Consider the following 15,506-nt stretch of genomic DNA (forward strand, 5'->3'; position numbering starts at 1 on the left):
TTAAACGATTATTCGAAATAACTTTTTTCGCTATGGTGCAGTTATCTGTATCGATTATTGAATACTTTTCTGTTTGCTATGGGTGCTTGCAGCGTGGAAGGGCACTCATCATTCCCTCTCAATTTATCTTTTGTCCGCCAGTTTCTAACCAGAGCGGATCACGGCAGTACCCAAAGCATTTTTCCCCATTTAGCAAAAGTAATTAAGGAGATTGTCATGGCGTACAATGAAACATTGGCAGAAAAAGTGCGCAACCTACTGCAGGGAAATCAAGGTCTGAGTGAGAAACAGATGTTTGGTGGCCTGGCATTTATGTTAAATGGCAATATGGCTTGTGGTGTAGTTGGGGAAGAGCTAATGGTTCGTGTTGGGCCGGACAATTACCAGGATGCATTGGCGGAGCGCTATACCAGGCCAATGGATTTTACCGGCAGGCCCCTTAAAGGTATGGTGTATGTTGAAGAGGATGCCGTTGCGGAAGATTTGGATAACTGGGTAAATCGCGGTGCCGAGTTTGCCGGTTCTCTGCCTCCCAAGTAATTTTAACATAGCGAGGCCAGCATAACGGTGAGAAAAAAGAGCCGACAATTGCACTCCGGTTCTGAAGCTTTATCTGCTATTTCCCCTCAGTAAGCCTTCTCGCTAAAAAACACTGTGCCATCTACAATCAGCGCCGAGCACTTTTAATAGAAGCCGTAGGAGATTGCTGTGACACTCGGTCGCGGTATTCGCTAAGGGTATCGATCATGTATTTTATCGAATTAAATAATGGTGTGGAAATTCCCCAGATTGGAATGGGAATGTCCGCGCTGGGCAGCTGGCAGCAGGATGATGAGTACGTCACTGATGTTATTTTAAAAGCTATCGCTATTGGCTACCGGTTGTTTGATACCGCTTCGATTTGCGGAAATGAGCGGGCATTGGGCCGTGCAATAAAGGAGTCTGGCCTACCCAGGGAAGAACTTTTTATTACCAGTAAAGTTTGGGATACGGAACAGGGTGGGACAAAAACCCATGATGCCTTTGCTCGGAGCCTAGAGCGATTGCAGCTGGAATACCTGGACTTGTATTTGATTCAATGGCCTGTTCCCGCTTATACGCGTGAAACCTGGGAGGCTATGGAGGCATTATACCAGCAGAAAAAGGTAAGGGCGCTGGGCTTATCAAATTTTCGCAAATCGGATATCGAGCAGATTGCGACCTTTGCTGAAGTGCGACCGGTTATTAATCAAATAGAGTTGCATCCATACTTTACTCAACAGCCTTTGGTCGATTACTGCCAGTTTCACAAAATTGCTATTGGCTGTTGCTCTCCTCTAGGATCGGGAAGTTGGAGCGGTGTGCCTCTTGCTGAAAAGCCAATTGTGGATCCGGTGATAGCCGAAATCGCCGATAAGTATTCAGCTACGCCTGCACAGGTAATTTTGAAGTGGAATATCCAACAGCACCGTATTGTAGTGCCCAAATCGGAGTCCTTAGAGAATATTAGGACCAATTTTTTGTTGAGTGATTTTAATCTGAGTAATGCAGATATTCAGGTAATAAACAGCTTGAATTGTAATAAACGTTTTGGTGGTGACCCGGATTATGTACATAAAATTAATATGACTTTAAAAGTGCCGGATTAAGAGAGAACTTAAGAAATTTACAACTCTACTGATTTTGATGTCAGGTTCTTTGTTAAATTAAATTTTCTGGATTTCTCCATTTCAATCTTGATGTTTAGAAGTTATCTTGCGCAGAATTTCATAACTTGCAATAGCGCAGGCCGATGTCACATTCATTGAGGAGTTAACTCCCTGCATAACTATATGTACAGTTGCATCGGCTATCTTCAATAATTCCTCACCAATTCCATCTTTCTCCGAACCTAGAACCAAACAGATCTTATCACCCCCGGTAACTGGGGCATGACTTAATTCAACACTATGTGATGTAATTTCCAGGCAGATAATTTGATACCCCTCTGTTTTCAATCGTTGGGCAGTTTTTAGGGCATCATTCTCGTATTGATAGGGGATCTGCTGTTCTGTTGAACGGGAAACTTTGCGGATCTTGGAGTTTGGCGGTACTAGGCTCTTTCCTGCCAGGTAAATTTTCTCCACGCCCAAAGCATCGGCAATGCGAAAGAGCCCCCCCACGTTGCTGGGGGTACGGATGTCAGTGGCGAGGTAGCAGAGAGAAAACTTATGTCTGCCAGGTGAATGATCGTTGTGCTCTTTTTGCATGTTACTACTGCTGAAGTTCTTTGCCAGGTCCCTAAAATGTTTCAGGGGTGTTCTATTGTTGATGTCTGTGAGCCTATTTTGGCTTCTACGTGAGATCTACTCTGCAGCTTACGCATTCTCTCCACCAGGGAGGGTTCGCGACTGGCTTTCTGGTTTTGGATCTGCATGGCCTGGCGGTAGACTTTGTCCGATACAATAAACTCTTCGGCTCTTTGATTGATTTCACTATAGCGGGTGTTTAGCTCGGAGACCTTGTTGGAAAGGTGCTCGAGGTCGAGGATGCGGTCGAAGTAGAGTGCTATCAGGCGCTCACACTCCCTGGCAATCGCCAGGTATTCATTGCCTACTTGACGATGACCTTCGTAGTTCTTTTTGAAATTGAAAAAAGTCTGAATTCCCCCCAGCAGCGCCGCTATTAATGCCAGTGCAGCGCCAGTCCATTTGGTCCAGTCAGGCAGTTCAGCATTGATCAGGGAAAAGAACAGGGAGCCTAAGAACAAGTTAACTACTACGATTGGTACACCGCAGAGCACGTGCAGGTTTCGGCCTTTCATAGAGGCCCGGAAGTGGCTGTGCTTACACAGGTGTGCGTTCCAACGCAATTTATCCAGTACTTCAACTGTATTGGGTATCGAACTCATGAATCCCTTCCGCCTGTTTGCACTCACTTTGAGGGTGATAGTTTGCCGGATAATCATGATATGTACAGGAAAAGGGAGGGGAGGAATTATGGGCGTGTATGTTTTATAGGCAAGTTTTGTGTGGGGCCCCGTGTAAACAGTAAGTGAGTACCTGCCGAACAAAGCCCCAGTCTCTTGGCGTGGGATCAGAAACTATAGGTTACGCCCACTGCAGAGAAGTTGGCTTTATCATCTTGAATCTCGTAGACAGTGTGCTCCAGGCTAATACTCCAGTCACGAGTGGTCCAATTCACTTCCACACCATAGTAAGGGTTGCTGCCGCTATCCTTTTCATTGTCCCAGCTGTAAGACCTATAGTAGGGTTCTACCTCCAGCAGCTCACGATCACCGTTATACCAGTTGAGAGTACCGGAGGTCTCACTTTGGCCGCTATTGTTTTCACACCACTGGTGAACACCAAGGCGAATACCAGCATTTAGGTTTTGCTGAATTGGTGCTGTGAGAGCTAATCCTACGCTATAGGAGTTATATTCAGCTTCCTGTTTACTTTTGTAATCATAGTTTTCCACTATGAAATCATCATCGTCAATGTACCATTCGAGGCCGTGAACATTAGATTCATAGTCTCTGCGGATACTTCCCAGATCAGTCATACCCCCCTCAACAGCAATATAGCTATTTACCCGGTAGCCAAAAATAAAGGCATAACCTGTAGAACTAAGGTTCTCTCTAAGTGCGTAGGAGCTTTCTGAATCGAACTCTGTATGGCCGAGTGAAGCTTTCAAGTAGAAAGGTTTTTCTTCAGCGTAAACGCCGGTGCTGGCCAGCGCAATAAGGGTAACAAGAGTGGTGTATTTCAAAGGGTACCTCTAGAAGCAGATGCTCAAGCCTTTAATCAGTGCCTCCTACAAAATAATAGGGTTCGTTGAGGTCCCTGGCTTATGTGGAGGTCTTTAGCTTTTGCTTGGAAAGAAAATAACAAAATAATAAATTGTCACTATTGTACATTTGCGCCTGATTTACTAAAAGTGCCTCATTTCCAATTTGTAGGCCTGTCGGGCTTTCCTGGTAAGTGAATATTTGCTCTTTTGATGGCATTGTTGTTATCGATTGAGTGAAATTTAAACAGCGACTGATAGGGTTTTGTGTACTGCGGATACTTTTGGATTTTCTTATCTCAAACTACTGCGCTTAGTGTCTGCTTTCTTGTATTTTGTGTGCCCACCTGGAGGGCTGAGGACACCGAATCTGATTACCCGAAAGGATAGATAAACCAATAACAAATTTACCCTTACGCATTTTGGGGGCAGGTATGTCGATTGCGCGGCAGCGCTTCATAGTTCTGGGGCCATTGTTGGCAGTGGCTTTCTACTTCTTTTTATCCATGGTAGGGATGCAGTATCTGCCTGCAGTTACCGCAGCAATTACGTTGCTGACGGTCATCTGGTGGATTACTGAGGCCCTGCCTATTCCCGCCACGTCTTTGGTACCTTTTGTGCTTTTGCCCTTATTTGGAGTTGCAGACCACAAAATGGTAGCAGCCTCTTTGGGCAGTCATGTGATATTACTGCTGATGGGCGCATTTATTTTATCGAAGGCCCTGGAAAAGAGTGGTGCCCATGAGCGCCTTGCCCTCTATATGCTGCGTCTCTTTGGGGTCTCCAGTGGCCGGCGCTTGGTTTTGGGTTTTATGCTGGCTGCCGGGTTCCTCAGCATGTGGATTTCCAACACTGCCACAACCCTAATGATGTTACCCATTGCTTTGGCAATCCTCTCCCGCATAAAAAATGAACGTCTTACTATCGCATTAATCCTTGGTATCGCTTACGCAGCCAGCCTCGGGGGGGTGGGCACGCCCCTTGGGACCCCCCCTAATGTGATTTTTATGGGAATCTATGAAGAGGTGACTGGCAGGGAATTCAGTTTCTTGGGTTGGATGAAGGTGGGAGTACCGGTTGCCCTGGTAACTTTACCAATAATGGCTCTTTGGCTAACCCGTAATGTGCATCTGAAAAATAAAATTGAACCGCCGGTGATTGGAGAGTGGCGGGCTGAAGAAAAGCGCACACTGATAGTTTTTGGGGTGGCAATCTTTTTTTGGGTTACGCGCAACGCACCATTTGGTGGCTGGAGTGATTGGCTGGGAATTGGGGCTGCTGGGGATAGTACGGTCGCCCTCGCGGCAGTGGTAGCCATGTTTATGGTACCGAATGGCAAAGGGGGGCGTCTGCTGGATTGGCAGACTGCTGAGACAATCCCGTGGGGAATGCTACTGCTTTTTGCTGGTGGTATTGCCCTTGCCAAGGGCTTTACTGCCTCAGGGTTGAGCGACATGCTTGGGAATGGGCTCTCATTCCTGACTGCAATGCCGCTGTGGTTGATGTTGGTTATTTTGTGTCTTGGGGTTACTTTCCTGACAGAGATTACCAGTAATACAGCTACGGCGACTTTACTAATGCCGATCCTCGCTGTAGCGGCCACCTCCGCAGGTTTCGATCCCATGGTGTTGATGATTCCCGCCGCTATGAGCGCAAGTTGTGCTTTTATGCTGCCAGTTGCCACGGCGCCTAATGCCATTGCCTATGGCACAGGAAAGGTGCGTATGCAGGATATGGTGCGGGAGGGTGCAGTGCTGAGCGTGACCGCTTCACTCATTATTGCGGGGATGTGTGGATTGATATTGGCATAGAGCGGCTGGCAGTTGCTTTTTTGATCGTCTGGTCATGTATTTTGAATAAGAAAATGGAACTGTAGAGGAATAAGAATCAATGAAAACCACCACCGCGACGTTAGTATTCGCCCTGGGCCTTGCCGCTTGTGGCAAGTCCAGTGATGAGACAGCTAACGCTAATTTAGATGCAATAACACCTTCTGAGCAGCCATCGGCTCCAGTTGCTAAAAAAGTGCCTCATAAGATGATTGTGCACGGTCATGAGCGTATAGATAACTACTATTGGATGCGCGATGACGAACGCAAGGCTCCAGAAGTCATCGCGCATCTTGAGGCGGAAAATACTTATACTGATACTGTTATGCGCCACACTAAAGAGTTGCAGGAACTACTCTTTGAGGAAATGACGGGGCGACTGGAGAAGGATAAATCAACTGTACCTGTGTACCACAATGGATACTGGTATTACACCCGTTACCTGCCGGAAAAAGAATATGCTATTCATGCACGCCGTAAAGGTAGCCTGGAAGCTGCTGAGGAGGTGATGCTGGATGTCAACCAACTGGCGAAAGATTCAGGTTATTTCAGTGTTGGGCGCCTAGGGGTGTCTCCCAGCAATAGGTTGTTGGCATATCCGGAGGATAATGTAGGGCGTCGTGTTTACACTATTCGTTTCAAAGATCTGAAAACTGGGGAATTGCTGCCTGATAAGTTGGAGAATGCCTCCCCGGTAGCTGTTTGGGCTAACGATAACCAGACAGTTTTCTACATTAATAAAGACCGCCAGACCTTGCTTGGTTATCAGGTAATGCGCCATAAGTTAGGGACGCCGCAAAGTGAAGATGTCGTTGTTTATGAAGAGCGTGACAAAGCATTTTATACTTGGATTTCCAAATCAAGAGATGGGGAGCTGGTGAGGATTCACCACAGTTCCACAACCAGCAGTGGCCAGTCAATCCTGGATGCTAACGCCCCGCTCACTGACTTTTCACCTTTGCATCCCCGCGAAGAGGATCATGAATATTCAGCTCTAAAGCTGGGAGATGAATTTTATATCCTGACCAATTGGCAAGCTGAAAACTTCCGCTTGATGAAAGCTGCACTGGCAGATGCTGCAGATAAGTCTAAGTGGCAGGAGGTGATACCACACAACAACGATGTTTTATTGGAAGATTTCACCTTATTTAACCATCACCTTGCTGTGATAGAGCGAAAAGCTGGTCAAACGGGTCTTAGGATTATCAATCTCGAGAACAATAAAGATATTCAGGTAGGTTTTAATGATCCAGTATATAGATTGGGTCTGAGCGCGAACCCCAACCTGGATTCTAATAGCGTACGGGTATCTTATTCGAGTTTGACGACACCAAATAGTGTTTATGAGGCCGAGCTAGATACCGGTAATCTGGAGCTGCTTAAGCAAGATATAGTTCCTGGTGGCTTTGATCCAGAGCACTATCAAAGTGAAGGCATTCTGATTACTGCCCGCGATGGGGTAAAAGTGCCGGTATCTCTTGTGTATCGGAAAGATAAATTCCGGCAGGATGGTTCTAACCCTTTACTGCAGTACGCTTATGGCTCCTATGGTAGTACGGTGGACCCCTGGTTCCGCTCTTCTGTGATTTCACTGCTTGATCGCGGCTTTGTATTTGCGATTGCTCATATTCGCGGCGGCCAAAAATTGGGGCGGGCTTGGTATGAAGATGGAAAGATGTTCAATAAGAAGAACACTTTTACGGACTTTATCGATGTAACCAAAGGCCTTACTAAGATGAAGTATGGCGCTCCAGATAAGATATTCGCTTCAGGCGGTAGTGCCGGTGGTCTGTTAATGGGGGCCGTCGTGAATATGTCTCCGGAGTTATATCGGGGAGTGACTGCGGCAGTACCATTTGTCGATGTTGTGACCACTATGCTGGATGAGTCTATTCCTCTGACAGTCAACGAATATGATGAATGGGGAAACCCGAATAATAAAGATAGCTATGAATATATGCTGTCATATTCACCCTACGATCAGGTGAAGGCACAAGACTATCCCAATCTGCTTGTAACTACTGGCCTGCATGACTCCCAGGTACAGTATTTTGAGCCTATGAAGTGGGTGGCTAAGTTACGTGAGTTTAAAACTGATAAAAACCGGCTGCTGTTCAATGTAAATATGGAGGCCGGACATGGCGGCTCTTCCGGTCGCTTTCGCCGTTACCATGAAACTGCTTTGCAGTATGCCTTTTATCTGGATCTCATCGGGCAGGAGGCAGTTGCTGTACCTGTAGAGTAACTGGAGTCTCACTTTAAGAAACGCGCACTTCTCCACTTTGAGGATGTAGCGAAAGTTGCAGCTTGGAAATAAGGGAGGCAAAGCTTTTGGTAGGCTTGCTTCCCTTTTCTAATTCAAGAGAGAGTGAAATTTACTTATTTGCGGTAGTCAAGCGGTGGCTTGCGATTGCCGAGAAGGGGGATGTACTCAAAGCTCTCTCCACGCTTATGGCTGAACTCTTGCTTAGCCTGTTCCACCAGTTCAGGGTACTTCAGTAATTGAATTCCAGTGAGTGCCAGGGTTTCTGCAGCTAAAAGCATCCCTTTGTGACCAATACTTGTCCCTCCTGCCGCTACGGCCTGCCAGGTATGGGCTGATGTGCCCGGAACCCAGGTTGCGGTGGTAAAACCGCCTGTAGGCACATTCCAACTTACGTCCCCCACATCGGTGGAGCCGGGGAAGGGGGCCTCGCTAGGGTTATAGTCGACAATGTTTTCTTGGTCACCGATTTGACGACCGGGGCGGTGAGTAAGTCCCTCCAGGTTCTTGGCAAATTCCAATTCATCGGTTGAGTACTGGATACCGCCAAATTGCCGCATACTGGAATCGATAAGGCGATTCAGCGTTTGGTTTGGTAGAAGACTATGGTTACCATGAATTACCTCCCACTCCACTTCAGTACCTGTGCCTTGGGCGGCAGAGCGCGCTATCTCTTCCACGCGTGACCATACTGGCTCTAGGTCTGCAGCACTGCGATCACGTACATAGTAAAAGACCTCTGCATTGGCTGGAACGACATTGGGTGCCATTCCACCATTTGTAATTACATAATGAATGCGGGTGCTGTCTGGTACATGTTCACGCAACATGTTTACCATGAAGTTCATAGCCTCGACGCCGTCCAAAGCGGAGCGGCCATGTTCAGGTGCAGCGGCTGCATGGCTGGCAATACCCTTGAAACGAAATTTTGCAGACTTGTTTGCCAGGCTGGATTGTGGGTGAGCTTCATTTTGGTCACCCGGGTGCCACTGTAGAACTATGTCGGTATCTTCAAAAGCGCCAGCTCTTACCATATAGACCTTGCCAGAGCCTCCCTCCTCAGCTGGCGTACCATACAGGCGAATCTCACCGTCCGTGTCAGTTTCCTGTAACCAACGACTGAGCATAACCGCTGCTGTTGTTGATCCAGCGCCAAACAAGTGATGTCCACAGGCGTGCCCAGCGTTCTGCTTCTCAATCGGGCTATGGTAGGGCACCGCTTTTTGGGAGACTCCGGGTAGCGCATCCATTTCTGCCAGTAGTCCAATGGTTGGTCCTCCTCGTCCCTGTTTAAAGGTGGCGACGAAAGCAGTGGGTATGTCTGCGATACCCTCTTCGATCCTGAAACCCGCAGCTTTCAACTGAGCTTGGATGGCCGCACTGCTGAGGGTTTCCTGATAACCTACCTCGGCCAAACTCCACAGGTGATCAGCGAGTTCAATAGCCTGGGATTTCATCTGTTCAGATTGGCTGCTAACCCAACTAGCATCCTCTGGTAGTGATTCAGGCCCTGAAGCATCTGCTGTAGCAACTGAGATAGCAAAAATAAGGGCGGGGAGTGTACGTCGGACCATATGGAACTCCTGCTGTTATAAAATAGATATTCAAGAAAGTAGGTGTATACAAAGTATCAGTTTGGGGAGAGTTTTTCTCTGTTTTCATTAGTCAGGTGAGTCCTAATTTACTCACCAGAAATCAGGCTGGGAGTGAGTCCCTATTTAAAAGTCTCTTGTCATTTTACTAGTCGTCCTTGCTTTAGGCTGATATAAGTCGGTATGAATTTTTACGGAGTATTTTTACATGCGTAATTTTTTAGATATTGAGGCTCCGGTAATTGATAGATTTGGAGGAGAGTCAGGCCTTGAAGCAAGATTGACAAAACCCAAGGCGGCGGAGCAGATCCAGTCTATTCCCAATAGTCAGTGGCTATCTGCCGCCTCAAGGGCTGTTTTTCAGGCGGGATTTAGCTGGAAGGTGGTGGAGAAAAAATGGCCAGGTATTGAGAATATCTTTCATGGGTTTGACCTATCTTTTTGCCGGTACTTGCCGGAAGAGGTACTTGATGACCTGATGCACCAGGAGGGAATGATAAAGCATTGGACGAAAACACGATCGATACCAAGGAATGCAGATTTTTTTTGGCAGCTGTCTAATAAGCACGGCAGTCTGGGAAGCTATTTTTCCAGCTGGAATACAGCTAATTATATAGAGAATCTAAAGTATCTGCGCAGGGGCGGAGATAGGTTGGGAGGTAAAACTGCTCAAGTATTCTTACGCCGAATGGGGGTAGATACTCTGGTTTTTGCTAGCGATACCATAAGGGCGCTTGTCAGGGAGGGAGTAGTGGATAAATCTCCCTCTTCAAAAAAGGACTGGGCAGCATTGCAAGAAGCAATTGAAACCTGGCAAATGCAATCCAATCGCAGTTTGAATGAAATTAGCCAGATATTGTCACTATCTGTAGGGTGAGTTTAGGGGTGCTGGATAGGGGGTGGTGATAGCTATCCAGCGCTTCATTCAGATACCGAAGTCAAGCCCTTATTCAAAGGCTGATTTATTGGGTTCTGGACTCAGACTGAATTCTAAAATCTACTGCAAGATCTGCTTCATATAGAATCTCATCAAAGGAAGGTTCCTGCTCGAAAGAGTAAAGGTCATCCTGTTGTACTCTGGAGCCAGTGACTACGACTTCCTCAATAGCCATGGCACCACCGGTGGCTCGAAAGTACGTGTTATTTTTCCGAATGCCGACGGGTATTAGTTTTACACCCAAAGCCATCTCATAGTCGGTTTTCTGTTGTAAAATATTTTGTAGGGCTTGAGACTGTACCTCTTTGTTGGTCTGCCTCTCTTTTGAATGCTCAAATGCAGTGTTTACAATCATAACCTCTTTATTTTGATCTGCGAGCCGGGCGACAGCTTGTAGCTGATCTTCTCCCTCTATTGTAATTGCTACTCGATTCATTACTTTGTAGCTGTTAGGCCTTTTGCCTAGCCAGCCAAATTGTGGAGAAGAAGAAAATCTGGAGTTCTTGATTTTATCTTGATCAATGCCTGTTGTAATGAGGCTCTGTCGGAGCTTTGTACGAAGAGAGTGATTTGCTGTGATGGCATCTGATAATTGTTCTTCTTCGGTAGTAACGACTAAGCTGATGATGGCACGGTCAGAATAAGCGGTTTCTTCAGCGCTACCACGGATTGTGACAATATTGTCTGCAGGATATAGGATTCCGCGTAATTCTTGAGGAGAACCCTTTATCTCTGGTTCGGCTACGCAGATATTGGATAGAAGAAAGGTAAATAACAGTAGCATCCTGTTCATTTTGATTTCTCACTTTGAAAAGTCGTTGTTGGTGGGCTTATATTAAAAATTAGCTGAAGTTGTAATTATATTTGCAAACCCCTCCGAGGTCATTAATTAGTCATAAGTGACCAAAATCACTAAAAACTGATTTAAATTGCCAAAGTGTGACAAGTTGAGTGTTAGGCGTTCTGGGGAAATAAATTCTGATTTTTATCAAATAACTTTTCTAGATGACTTTGGGTCACCCGGGGGCTAAGGAAAGTCTTTTTAGGGAATTTTTCTGGCTAATTTCATCTATATAAAAGCTTTTATCTATACTTTTTCCAGGTTTTTATCCTATGCATATTTATTCCTCAGGCTTACTTTGAACCAGTAGACACTTTTTGCTTTAGCTACTTCGCAGAAAATCGATTGCATAGCCTTTAAGGTCGGCCGTTGTTTCTAGGTGGGACAACCTGGCTAGGCCCAGCCAATAACTATATTTGTAGCGACTTTCTGGAAGAGCAGAACTCATGGGAACATTATTTAACAAGAAATTACTTGCAGTTACCTTAGTAACACTTCTGACCGCCTGTGGTGGGGGTGGCGGGGGAGACTCATCTTCTGATACTGACCAACCTGCAGGAGATGGTGGTAGTGGACAGGGTTCCGGAAATGGGCAAGGAGGCGCAGGTGATACGCCAATATCAGATAATGTCGGTACTTCAGTGATGGTCGGTGATGTAGAAGTCACTGAGCTTGGATTTGCCACTTTGACAGCTGTGGATGTGACCTTGCCTGATGCAATGAATAACGCCAAAGAAGTCTATCAAATGGCTCATTATATTGCTCGGACAGATGGTGAGCAGAATGAAAATGACATTGATATCCCTATTCGTAACTATGTAGCTACCTGTGCGACGGACACCGAGATTCCCCGAATGTTTGTCTCAACAACTTTATCTGAGGGGACCAGCGCTGACGATACCACCTATGGTTCCGTGTATGAACTAAAATATAACCCCGAAACCTCCAGCTTCGACCAGACAGGCAATGCGACAATTTTAAAACAATGTCATGAATCCCATGGTATTGCCGCGAGCAAAGATTGCTCCCGAGTGGCAGTACTTTGTAATACAGATTACCAGGCGCATGAACGCTACGAGGTTCAAGGGGACCTTGTGGAGCAGTATGGTAGCGGTTGGATGACAATGGAAGATAATATTGACAAAATTGAAGCACGAATTAGTAATGAAATTGGCTTAATGGTGGCCACTAATCATGGAAAATTCATTGATTTCTTCACTGAGCACCCGACATTAAAATTTGATGATTTTCTCCCCGGTTTGAAAAGCACGTTCCCTGATACTGATTTCGGTGAATCACCTTCCTTCACTACCATTAAAGGTGCTGAAATGCAGGAGGAAATGGAATATATCATAGATAATTTATCCTCTGCCGATCACGATGCTCTTCTACAACATATTCGTGACAATGGTTACAAATATAATGATCAGATATGGCTGCTGGAGTGGGAGAGCGAAGCTCTGAGTGAAACGCCCGATGCTTATGTAGTAAATAAAATGCATGGCGGATCTCATGTGGGAACAGAAGAATTGGTTTACGTGGATACAGATAGCCAGGGGAGGTCTAGCTATGCTTTCTCGGCCTCAGCCCGTGTATTCGATAATGAAGGGGACTCACATTATTCTGCGGGCTTAACGGTTATCAATCGAAATGATTGGTCGCTGAATATGAGTGGTTCGGATAATCGCGGTTGGTATTGGGCTTGTGGCGATGGCCATGTTGTCAATATCCGGGCATTCTATAATCCCGATAATGAGAAATATGGGGCTCTATGCACTAGCGACTGGAATGACTGGATTGGCAGCACTCACGGTCAGCTTGGAACTATCGCGATTAAAATGGAAACCTCAAGTTCGAGTTCTGAAGGCTATTTTAACCATTTTGTACCTTCAACCGCGGCAATGGTCTCCAATGGTGGAGGGCATACTGTTGTGCCCCTGGATGCAGATACTAATTTGTCATTAATTGTCTCTCCAAAATTTATTGCTGATGCCGATATGGATCGGTTTCTACAAGATGAAGTGGGTGTAGACCCTAGCAAAGAGGGGCCATTTGACGAGGAGTGTTCAGATTATGATGAAAATAACTGCTTCCTCTCTTATATGTCTTACAATTATTGGTACCCAGAGAAAGCCCAGTTTCCTTCAATTGAGCGTCAAGGACTTTATTCAGGAGATGCTCTGGATCCTTCCTCTCTGACACGCATTGGTATTGCTAAGGTCAATGGTAGTGGAAGCATTAGTGGGCAAGGCTTTAAGTGGCTGGTAGAGGATAATGATTGCCAGGTTAGTGATCCTCAGTTAGTTGACTTAAAAAATGGTCGTTATTTATTCGGATATGCCAAGTTCCAGTGTATCTCGGATAACTTACCCTTTGATCGAATTTATAGCCCAAAGTCATTACGTCTCTTGGTTCCCAAGGCCTACTATGTGATGGAAATTGATGCGGACTTGAATGTTCTTGAAGGGCCGATTCAGTTGCCTAATCATGGTTGGGGTGGATTGGATGAGCCTATGTATATGGGTGGTGGCAAGGTAGCTTGGAGTTACATCAAGAACCCAACTTTTGAAAACTATGGTGGTGGTCAGCAGAATACGTGGCAGGCGATGATTTATCACTCAAAAAGCGTTAACTAATTCGATTGTAATTTGATCAGCAGTTTTAATTTTCTGCGCGCTTTTTATAGAGGGTTTGTTGACTAAAAAGGGGGGGAAGCCCCCTTTTTCACATTTGCTATTTTTCGGCCTGGTTAAAATTTGGACAAAAAATCTATCCAGATGTGGGGTTCTTCCTGTGCGGTCTGTTTGATTTACCAGGGCTTTGGTCAAGATTTATAAGTTTTTTAAAATATATTTGGTTAACTGCCTGAATTCTTGCCTTCTGACTAACTGGTCTGCAAGCATGTCGCTCCGGGTTCTCGTTTGGCGCTTGAAGTCCTATTACCGCAATATCTTCTCCAGATAAGTTTGCCAGTCCAAAAATAGTATTCCGGCCAATAAAAATAATTTTTTGGAAGTGTGAAGTGGGGCTGGGAAAAAATATAAGGATACAACAATGACATTCTACAAACGATTGGGTGTAAGTCTCTCTCTTGCACTTGCTGGGCTCATGGCGTCAGCTTTTGCAGCAGCTGACAACTGCTATATTCTCGTCCATGGTCATGGTACCGAAGGGCATATTAAACAGCGCACTGATTCTCAAGGTAAGCTGGAACAGCCAGCCCTGGATTATTGGAGCGAGGCCTTCTTTGATAAATACAATGGTAGTAATTTTATCCAGCAGTTGCGCATGAACGGTGGCAACTACGGAGTAGTTGGATATAACTCCACCGATGAGGGTGAAATGCCCTATTGGCATGATGGTACAGCAGGTGAGATTGCCCGGCAGATCATTGATATTCGCAGTGGTAAGGGAGATGGATACCAGCATGATAATCAGTGTGAAGCCGATGATACCTTTTGGGTGATTGCTCATAGCCAGGGTGCGGCGCAAATGATGTACCTCACCGGCAATGCTGTACCCGGATCTCCTTACTACAATCGCGCTTATAACCAGTTTGACACAAATACTGTTACTGAAAGCTCAAAGGTTTGTACTGGCAGATGGTTCTGGAAGAGATGTAAAACCGAAACCAAGACCTATAACGTAGCTGGTTTAGATGACCGTTATGCGGTTGAGGTTGACTTTAATAAAGCGATTAGTGGTATTGCTGCAATTTTCACTACTGGTGGTGCTATTACCGGCACAGAATTTGTCGATCGGCTGTGTAACGGTAGTTGGATAGAAAGCGTGGTCAATGATCTGTTTATAGGTCGAGAGTGCTCAGCGGTGCGCTATCTGCAGACAAATGATGTTTATGCGGTGCGTAACTATGTAGGTACAAATTTGGCTGCACCGGTTTATACCATTGGCGGTTATGCGGGCTTCCCTGGCATTGCAACTGCAAGTTCCCTGTTGTTGGGCGGTGAAGACGACGGTTATATTAACCTGGCGTCTCAGATGAACTGTTCTGGCTCAGGGAAGCGCAACCTCTACTCAAACCTGAAAGAATACAAAACCTTCCTGGGTATCGCATACGGTAGCGCGATCTTCTCCTGTGATAATGATCACAAAGGTACTGCACGCTCTTATAACCTGGCGAGCCTCTATACTGACCATGATGCTCAGCGTAACGGCGGTATTATGGCCCCAGACTACACTGGTATCCCCGGTGGCCTGAACTGTGGTGCCGGTAAAAATACGGCTGGTCGTATTGCTGCCTGTACAGAGTAATTAGCTCATCGTTTTAAAAAGCCCG

General features: G+C 45.9%; 12 protein-coding genes. 7 read left to right on the forward strand and 5 right to left on the reverse strand.

Going from position 1 to position 15,506, the window contains the following annotated elements:
- Window positions 1-216 precede the first annotated feature (216 nt).
- Both ABWV76_RS12285 and ABWV76_RS12290 read left to right on the forward strand, forming a co-directional pair.
- Window positions 217-540 carry a TfoX/Sxy family protein gene (locus tag ABWV76_RS12285; RefSeq protein WP_020412695.1) on the forward strand — a complete coding sequence of 108 codons (324 nt, stop codon included), beginning with the start codon at window positions 217-219 and terminating at the stop codon, window positions 538-540.
- A 206-nt stretch (window positions 541-746) separates the two neighbouring features.
- Window positions 747-1,628, forward strand: a complete 882-nt coding sequence (locus ABWV76_RS12290) for an aldo/keto reductase (RefSeq protein ID WP_020412696.1) — start codon at window positions 747-749, stop codon at window positions 1,626-1,628.
- Between the two features lie 81 nt (window positions 1,629-1,709).
- Here ABWV76_RS12290 and ABWV76_RS12295 read toward each other — a convergent pair whose 3' ends face one another.
- From ABWV76_RS12295 to ABWV76_RS12305, 3 genes are all read right to left on the reverse strand, one after another.
- Window positions 1,710-2,228, reverse strand: coding sequence for a TrmH family RNA methyltransferase (locus ABWV76_RS12295; RefSeq protein ID WP_353376070.1), 519 nt, complete (start codon window positions 2,226-2,228; stop codon window positions 1,710-1,712).
- A gap of 41 nt (window positions 2,229-2,269) precedes the next feature.
- Window positions 2,270-2,869, reverse strand: coding sequence for an SLATT domain-containing protein (locus tag ABWV76_RS12300; RefSeq protein WP_020412698.1), 600 nt, complete (start codon window positions 2,867-2,869; stop codon window positions 2,270-2,272).
- 185 nt (window positions 2,870-3,054) lie between these two features.
- The gene (locus ABWV76_RS12305; RefSeq protein ID WP_353376071.1) at window positions 3,055-3,729 is read right to left on the reverse strand and encodes an outer membrane beta-barrel protein; all 675 of its coding nucleotides are present in this window, start codon (window positions 3,727-3,729) and stop codon (window positions 3,055-3,057) included.
- 452 nt (window positions 3,730-4,181) lie between these two features.
- On the opposite strand from ABWV76_RS12305, the gene ABWV76_RS12310 reads away from it, so the two are divergent.
- Entirely contained in the window at window positions 4,182-5,558 is a 1,377-nt protein-coding gene (locus tag ABWV76_RS12310) for an SLC13 family permease (protein WP_020412700.1), read from the forward strand.
- Between the two features lie 79 nt (window positions 5,559-5,637).
- Window positions 5,638-7,821 carry a S9 family peptidase gene (locus ABWV76_RS12315; RefSeq protein WP_353376072.1) on the forward strand — a complete coding sequence of 728 codons (2,184 nt, stop codon included), beginning with the start codon at window positions 5,638-5,640 and terminating at the stop codon, window positions 7,819-7,821.
- Between the two features lie 134 nt (window positions 7,822-7,955).
- Here ABWV76_RS12315 and ABWV76_RS12320 read toward each other — a convergent pair whose 3' ends face one another.
- Window positions 7,956-9,413, reverse strand: a complete 1,458-nt coding sequence (locus tag ABWV76_RS12320) for an amidohydrolase (protein ID WP_353376073.1) — start codon at window positions 9,411-9,413, stop codon at window positions 7,956-7,958.
- A gap of 226 nt (window positions 9,414-9,639) precedes the next feature.
- Here ABWV76_RS12320 and ABWV76_RS12325 point away from each other — a divergent pair, with 226 nt between their 5' ends.
- Window positions 9,640-10,308: a DNA-3-methyladenine glycosylase I gene (locus ABWV76_RS12325; protein ID WP_353376074.1), complete on the forward strand. Its 669-nt coding sequence runs from the start codon at window positions 9,640-9,642 to the stop codon at window positions 10,306-10,308.
- An 85-nt stretch (window positions 10,309-10,393) separates the two neighbouring features.
- On the opposite strand, the gene ABWV76_RS12330 is transcribed toward ABWV76_RS12325, so the two are convergent.
- A complete protein-coding gene (locus tag ABWV76_RS12330) occupies window positions 10,394-11,161 on the reverse strand; it encodes an SIMPL domain-containing protein (RefSeq protein WP_020412704.1) in 768 nt (255 codons plus the stop codon).
- Between the two features lie 494 nt (window positions 11,162-11,655).
- Between ABWV76_RS12330 and ABWV76_RS12335 the strand changes: the two genes are divergently transcribed.
- A complete protein-coding gene (locus tag ABWV76_RS12335) occupies window positions 11,656-13,845 on the forward strand; it encodes a hypothetical protein (protein ID WP_353376075.1) in 2,190 nt (729 codons plus the stop codon).
- Window positions 13,846-14,263: 418 nt separating this feature from the next.
- Complete coding sequence (locus ABWV76_RS12340; protein ID WP_282952711.1) at window positions 14,264-15,481, forward strand: hypothetical protein; 1,218 nt, start codon at window positions 14,264-14,266, stop codon at window positions 15,479-15,481.
- The last annotated feature ends 25 nt before the right edge of the window (window positions 15,482-15,506 follow it).

The sequence above is a fragment of the Microbulbifer sp. NBRC 101763 genome (assembly GCF_040371615.1).
In the GTDB taxonomy this organism is placed as follows: domain Bacteria; phylum Pseudomonadota; class Gammaproteobacteria; order Pseudomonadales; family Cellvibrionaceae; genus Microbulbifer; species Microbulbifer variabilis.

Coding starts and splice junctions, on each gene's coding strand:
- ABWV76_RS12285 (WP_020412695.1), top strand. CDS start 217: ATGGCGTACAATGAAACATTGGCAGAAAAAGTGCGCAACCTACTGCAG.
- ABWV76_RS12290 (WP_020412696.1), top strand. CDS start 747: ATGTATTTTATCGAATTAAATAATGGTGTGGAAATTCCCCAGATTGGA.
- ABWV76_RS12295 (WP_353376070.1), bottom strand. CDS start 2,228: ATGCAAAAAGAGCACAACGATCATTCACCTGGCAGACATAAGTTTTCT.
- ABWV76_RS12300 (WP_020412698.1), bottom strand. CDS start 2,869: ATGAGTTCGATACCCAATACAGTTGAAGTACTGGATAAATTGCGTTGG.
- ABWV76_RS12310 (WP_020412700.1), top strand. CDS start 4,182: ATGTCGATTGCGCGGCAGCGCTTCATAGTTCTGGGGCCATTGTTGGCA.
- ABWV76_RS12315 (WP_353376072.1), top strand. CDS start 5,638: ATGAAAACCACCACCGCGACGTTAGTATTCGCCCTGGGCCTTGCCGCT.
- ABWV76_RS12320 (WP_353376073.1), bottom strand. CDS start 9,413: ATGGTCCGACGTACACTCCCCGCCCTTATTTTTGCTATCTCAGTTGCT.
- ABWV76_RS12325 (WP_353376074.1), top strand. CDS start 9,640: ATGCGTAATTTTTTAGATATTGAGGCTCCGGTAATTGATAGATTTGGA.
- ABWV76_RS12330 (WP_020412704.1), bottom strand. CDS start 11,161: ATGAACAGGATGCTACTGTTATTTACCTTTCTTCTATCCAATATCTGC.
- ABWV76_RS12335 (WP_353376075.1), top strand. CDS start 11,656: ATGGGAACATTATTTAACAAGAAATTACTTGCAGTTACCTTAGTAACA.
- ABWV76_RS12340 (WP_282952711.1), top strand. CDS start 14,264: ATGACATTCTACAAACGATTGGGTGTAAGTCTCTCTCTTGCACTTGCT.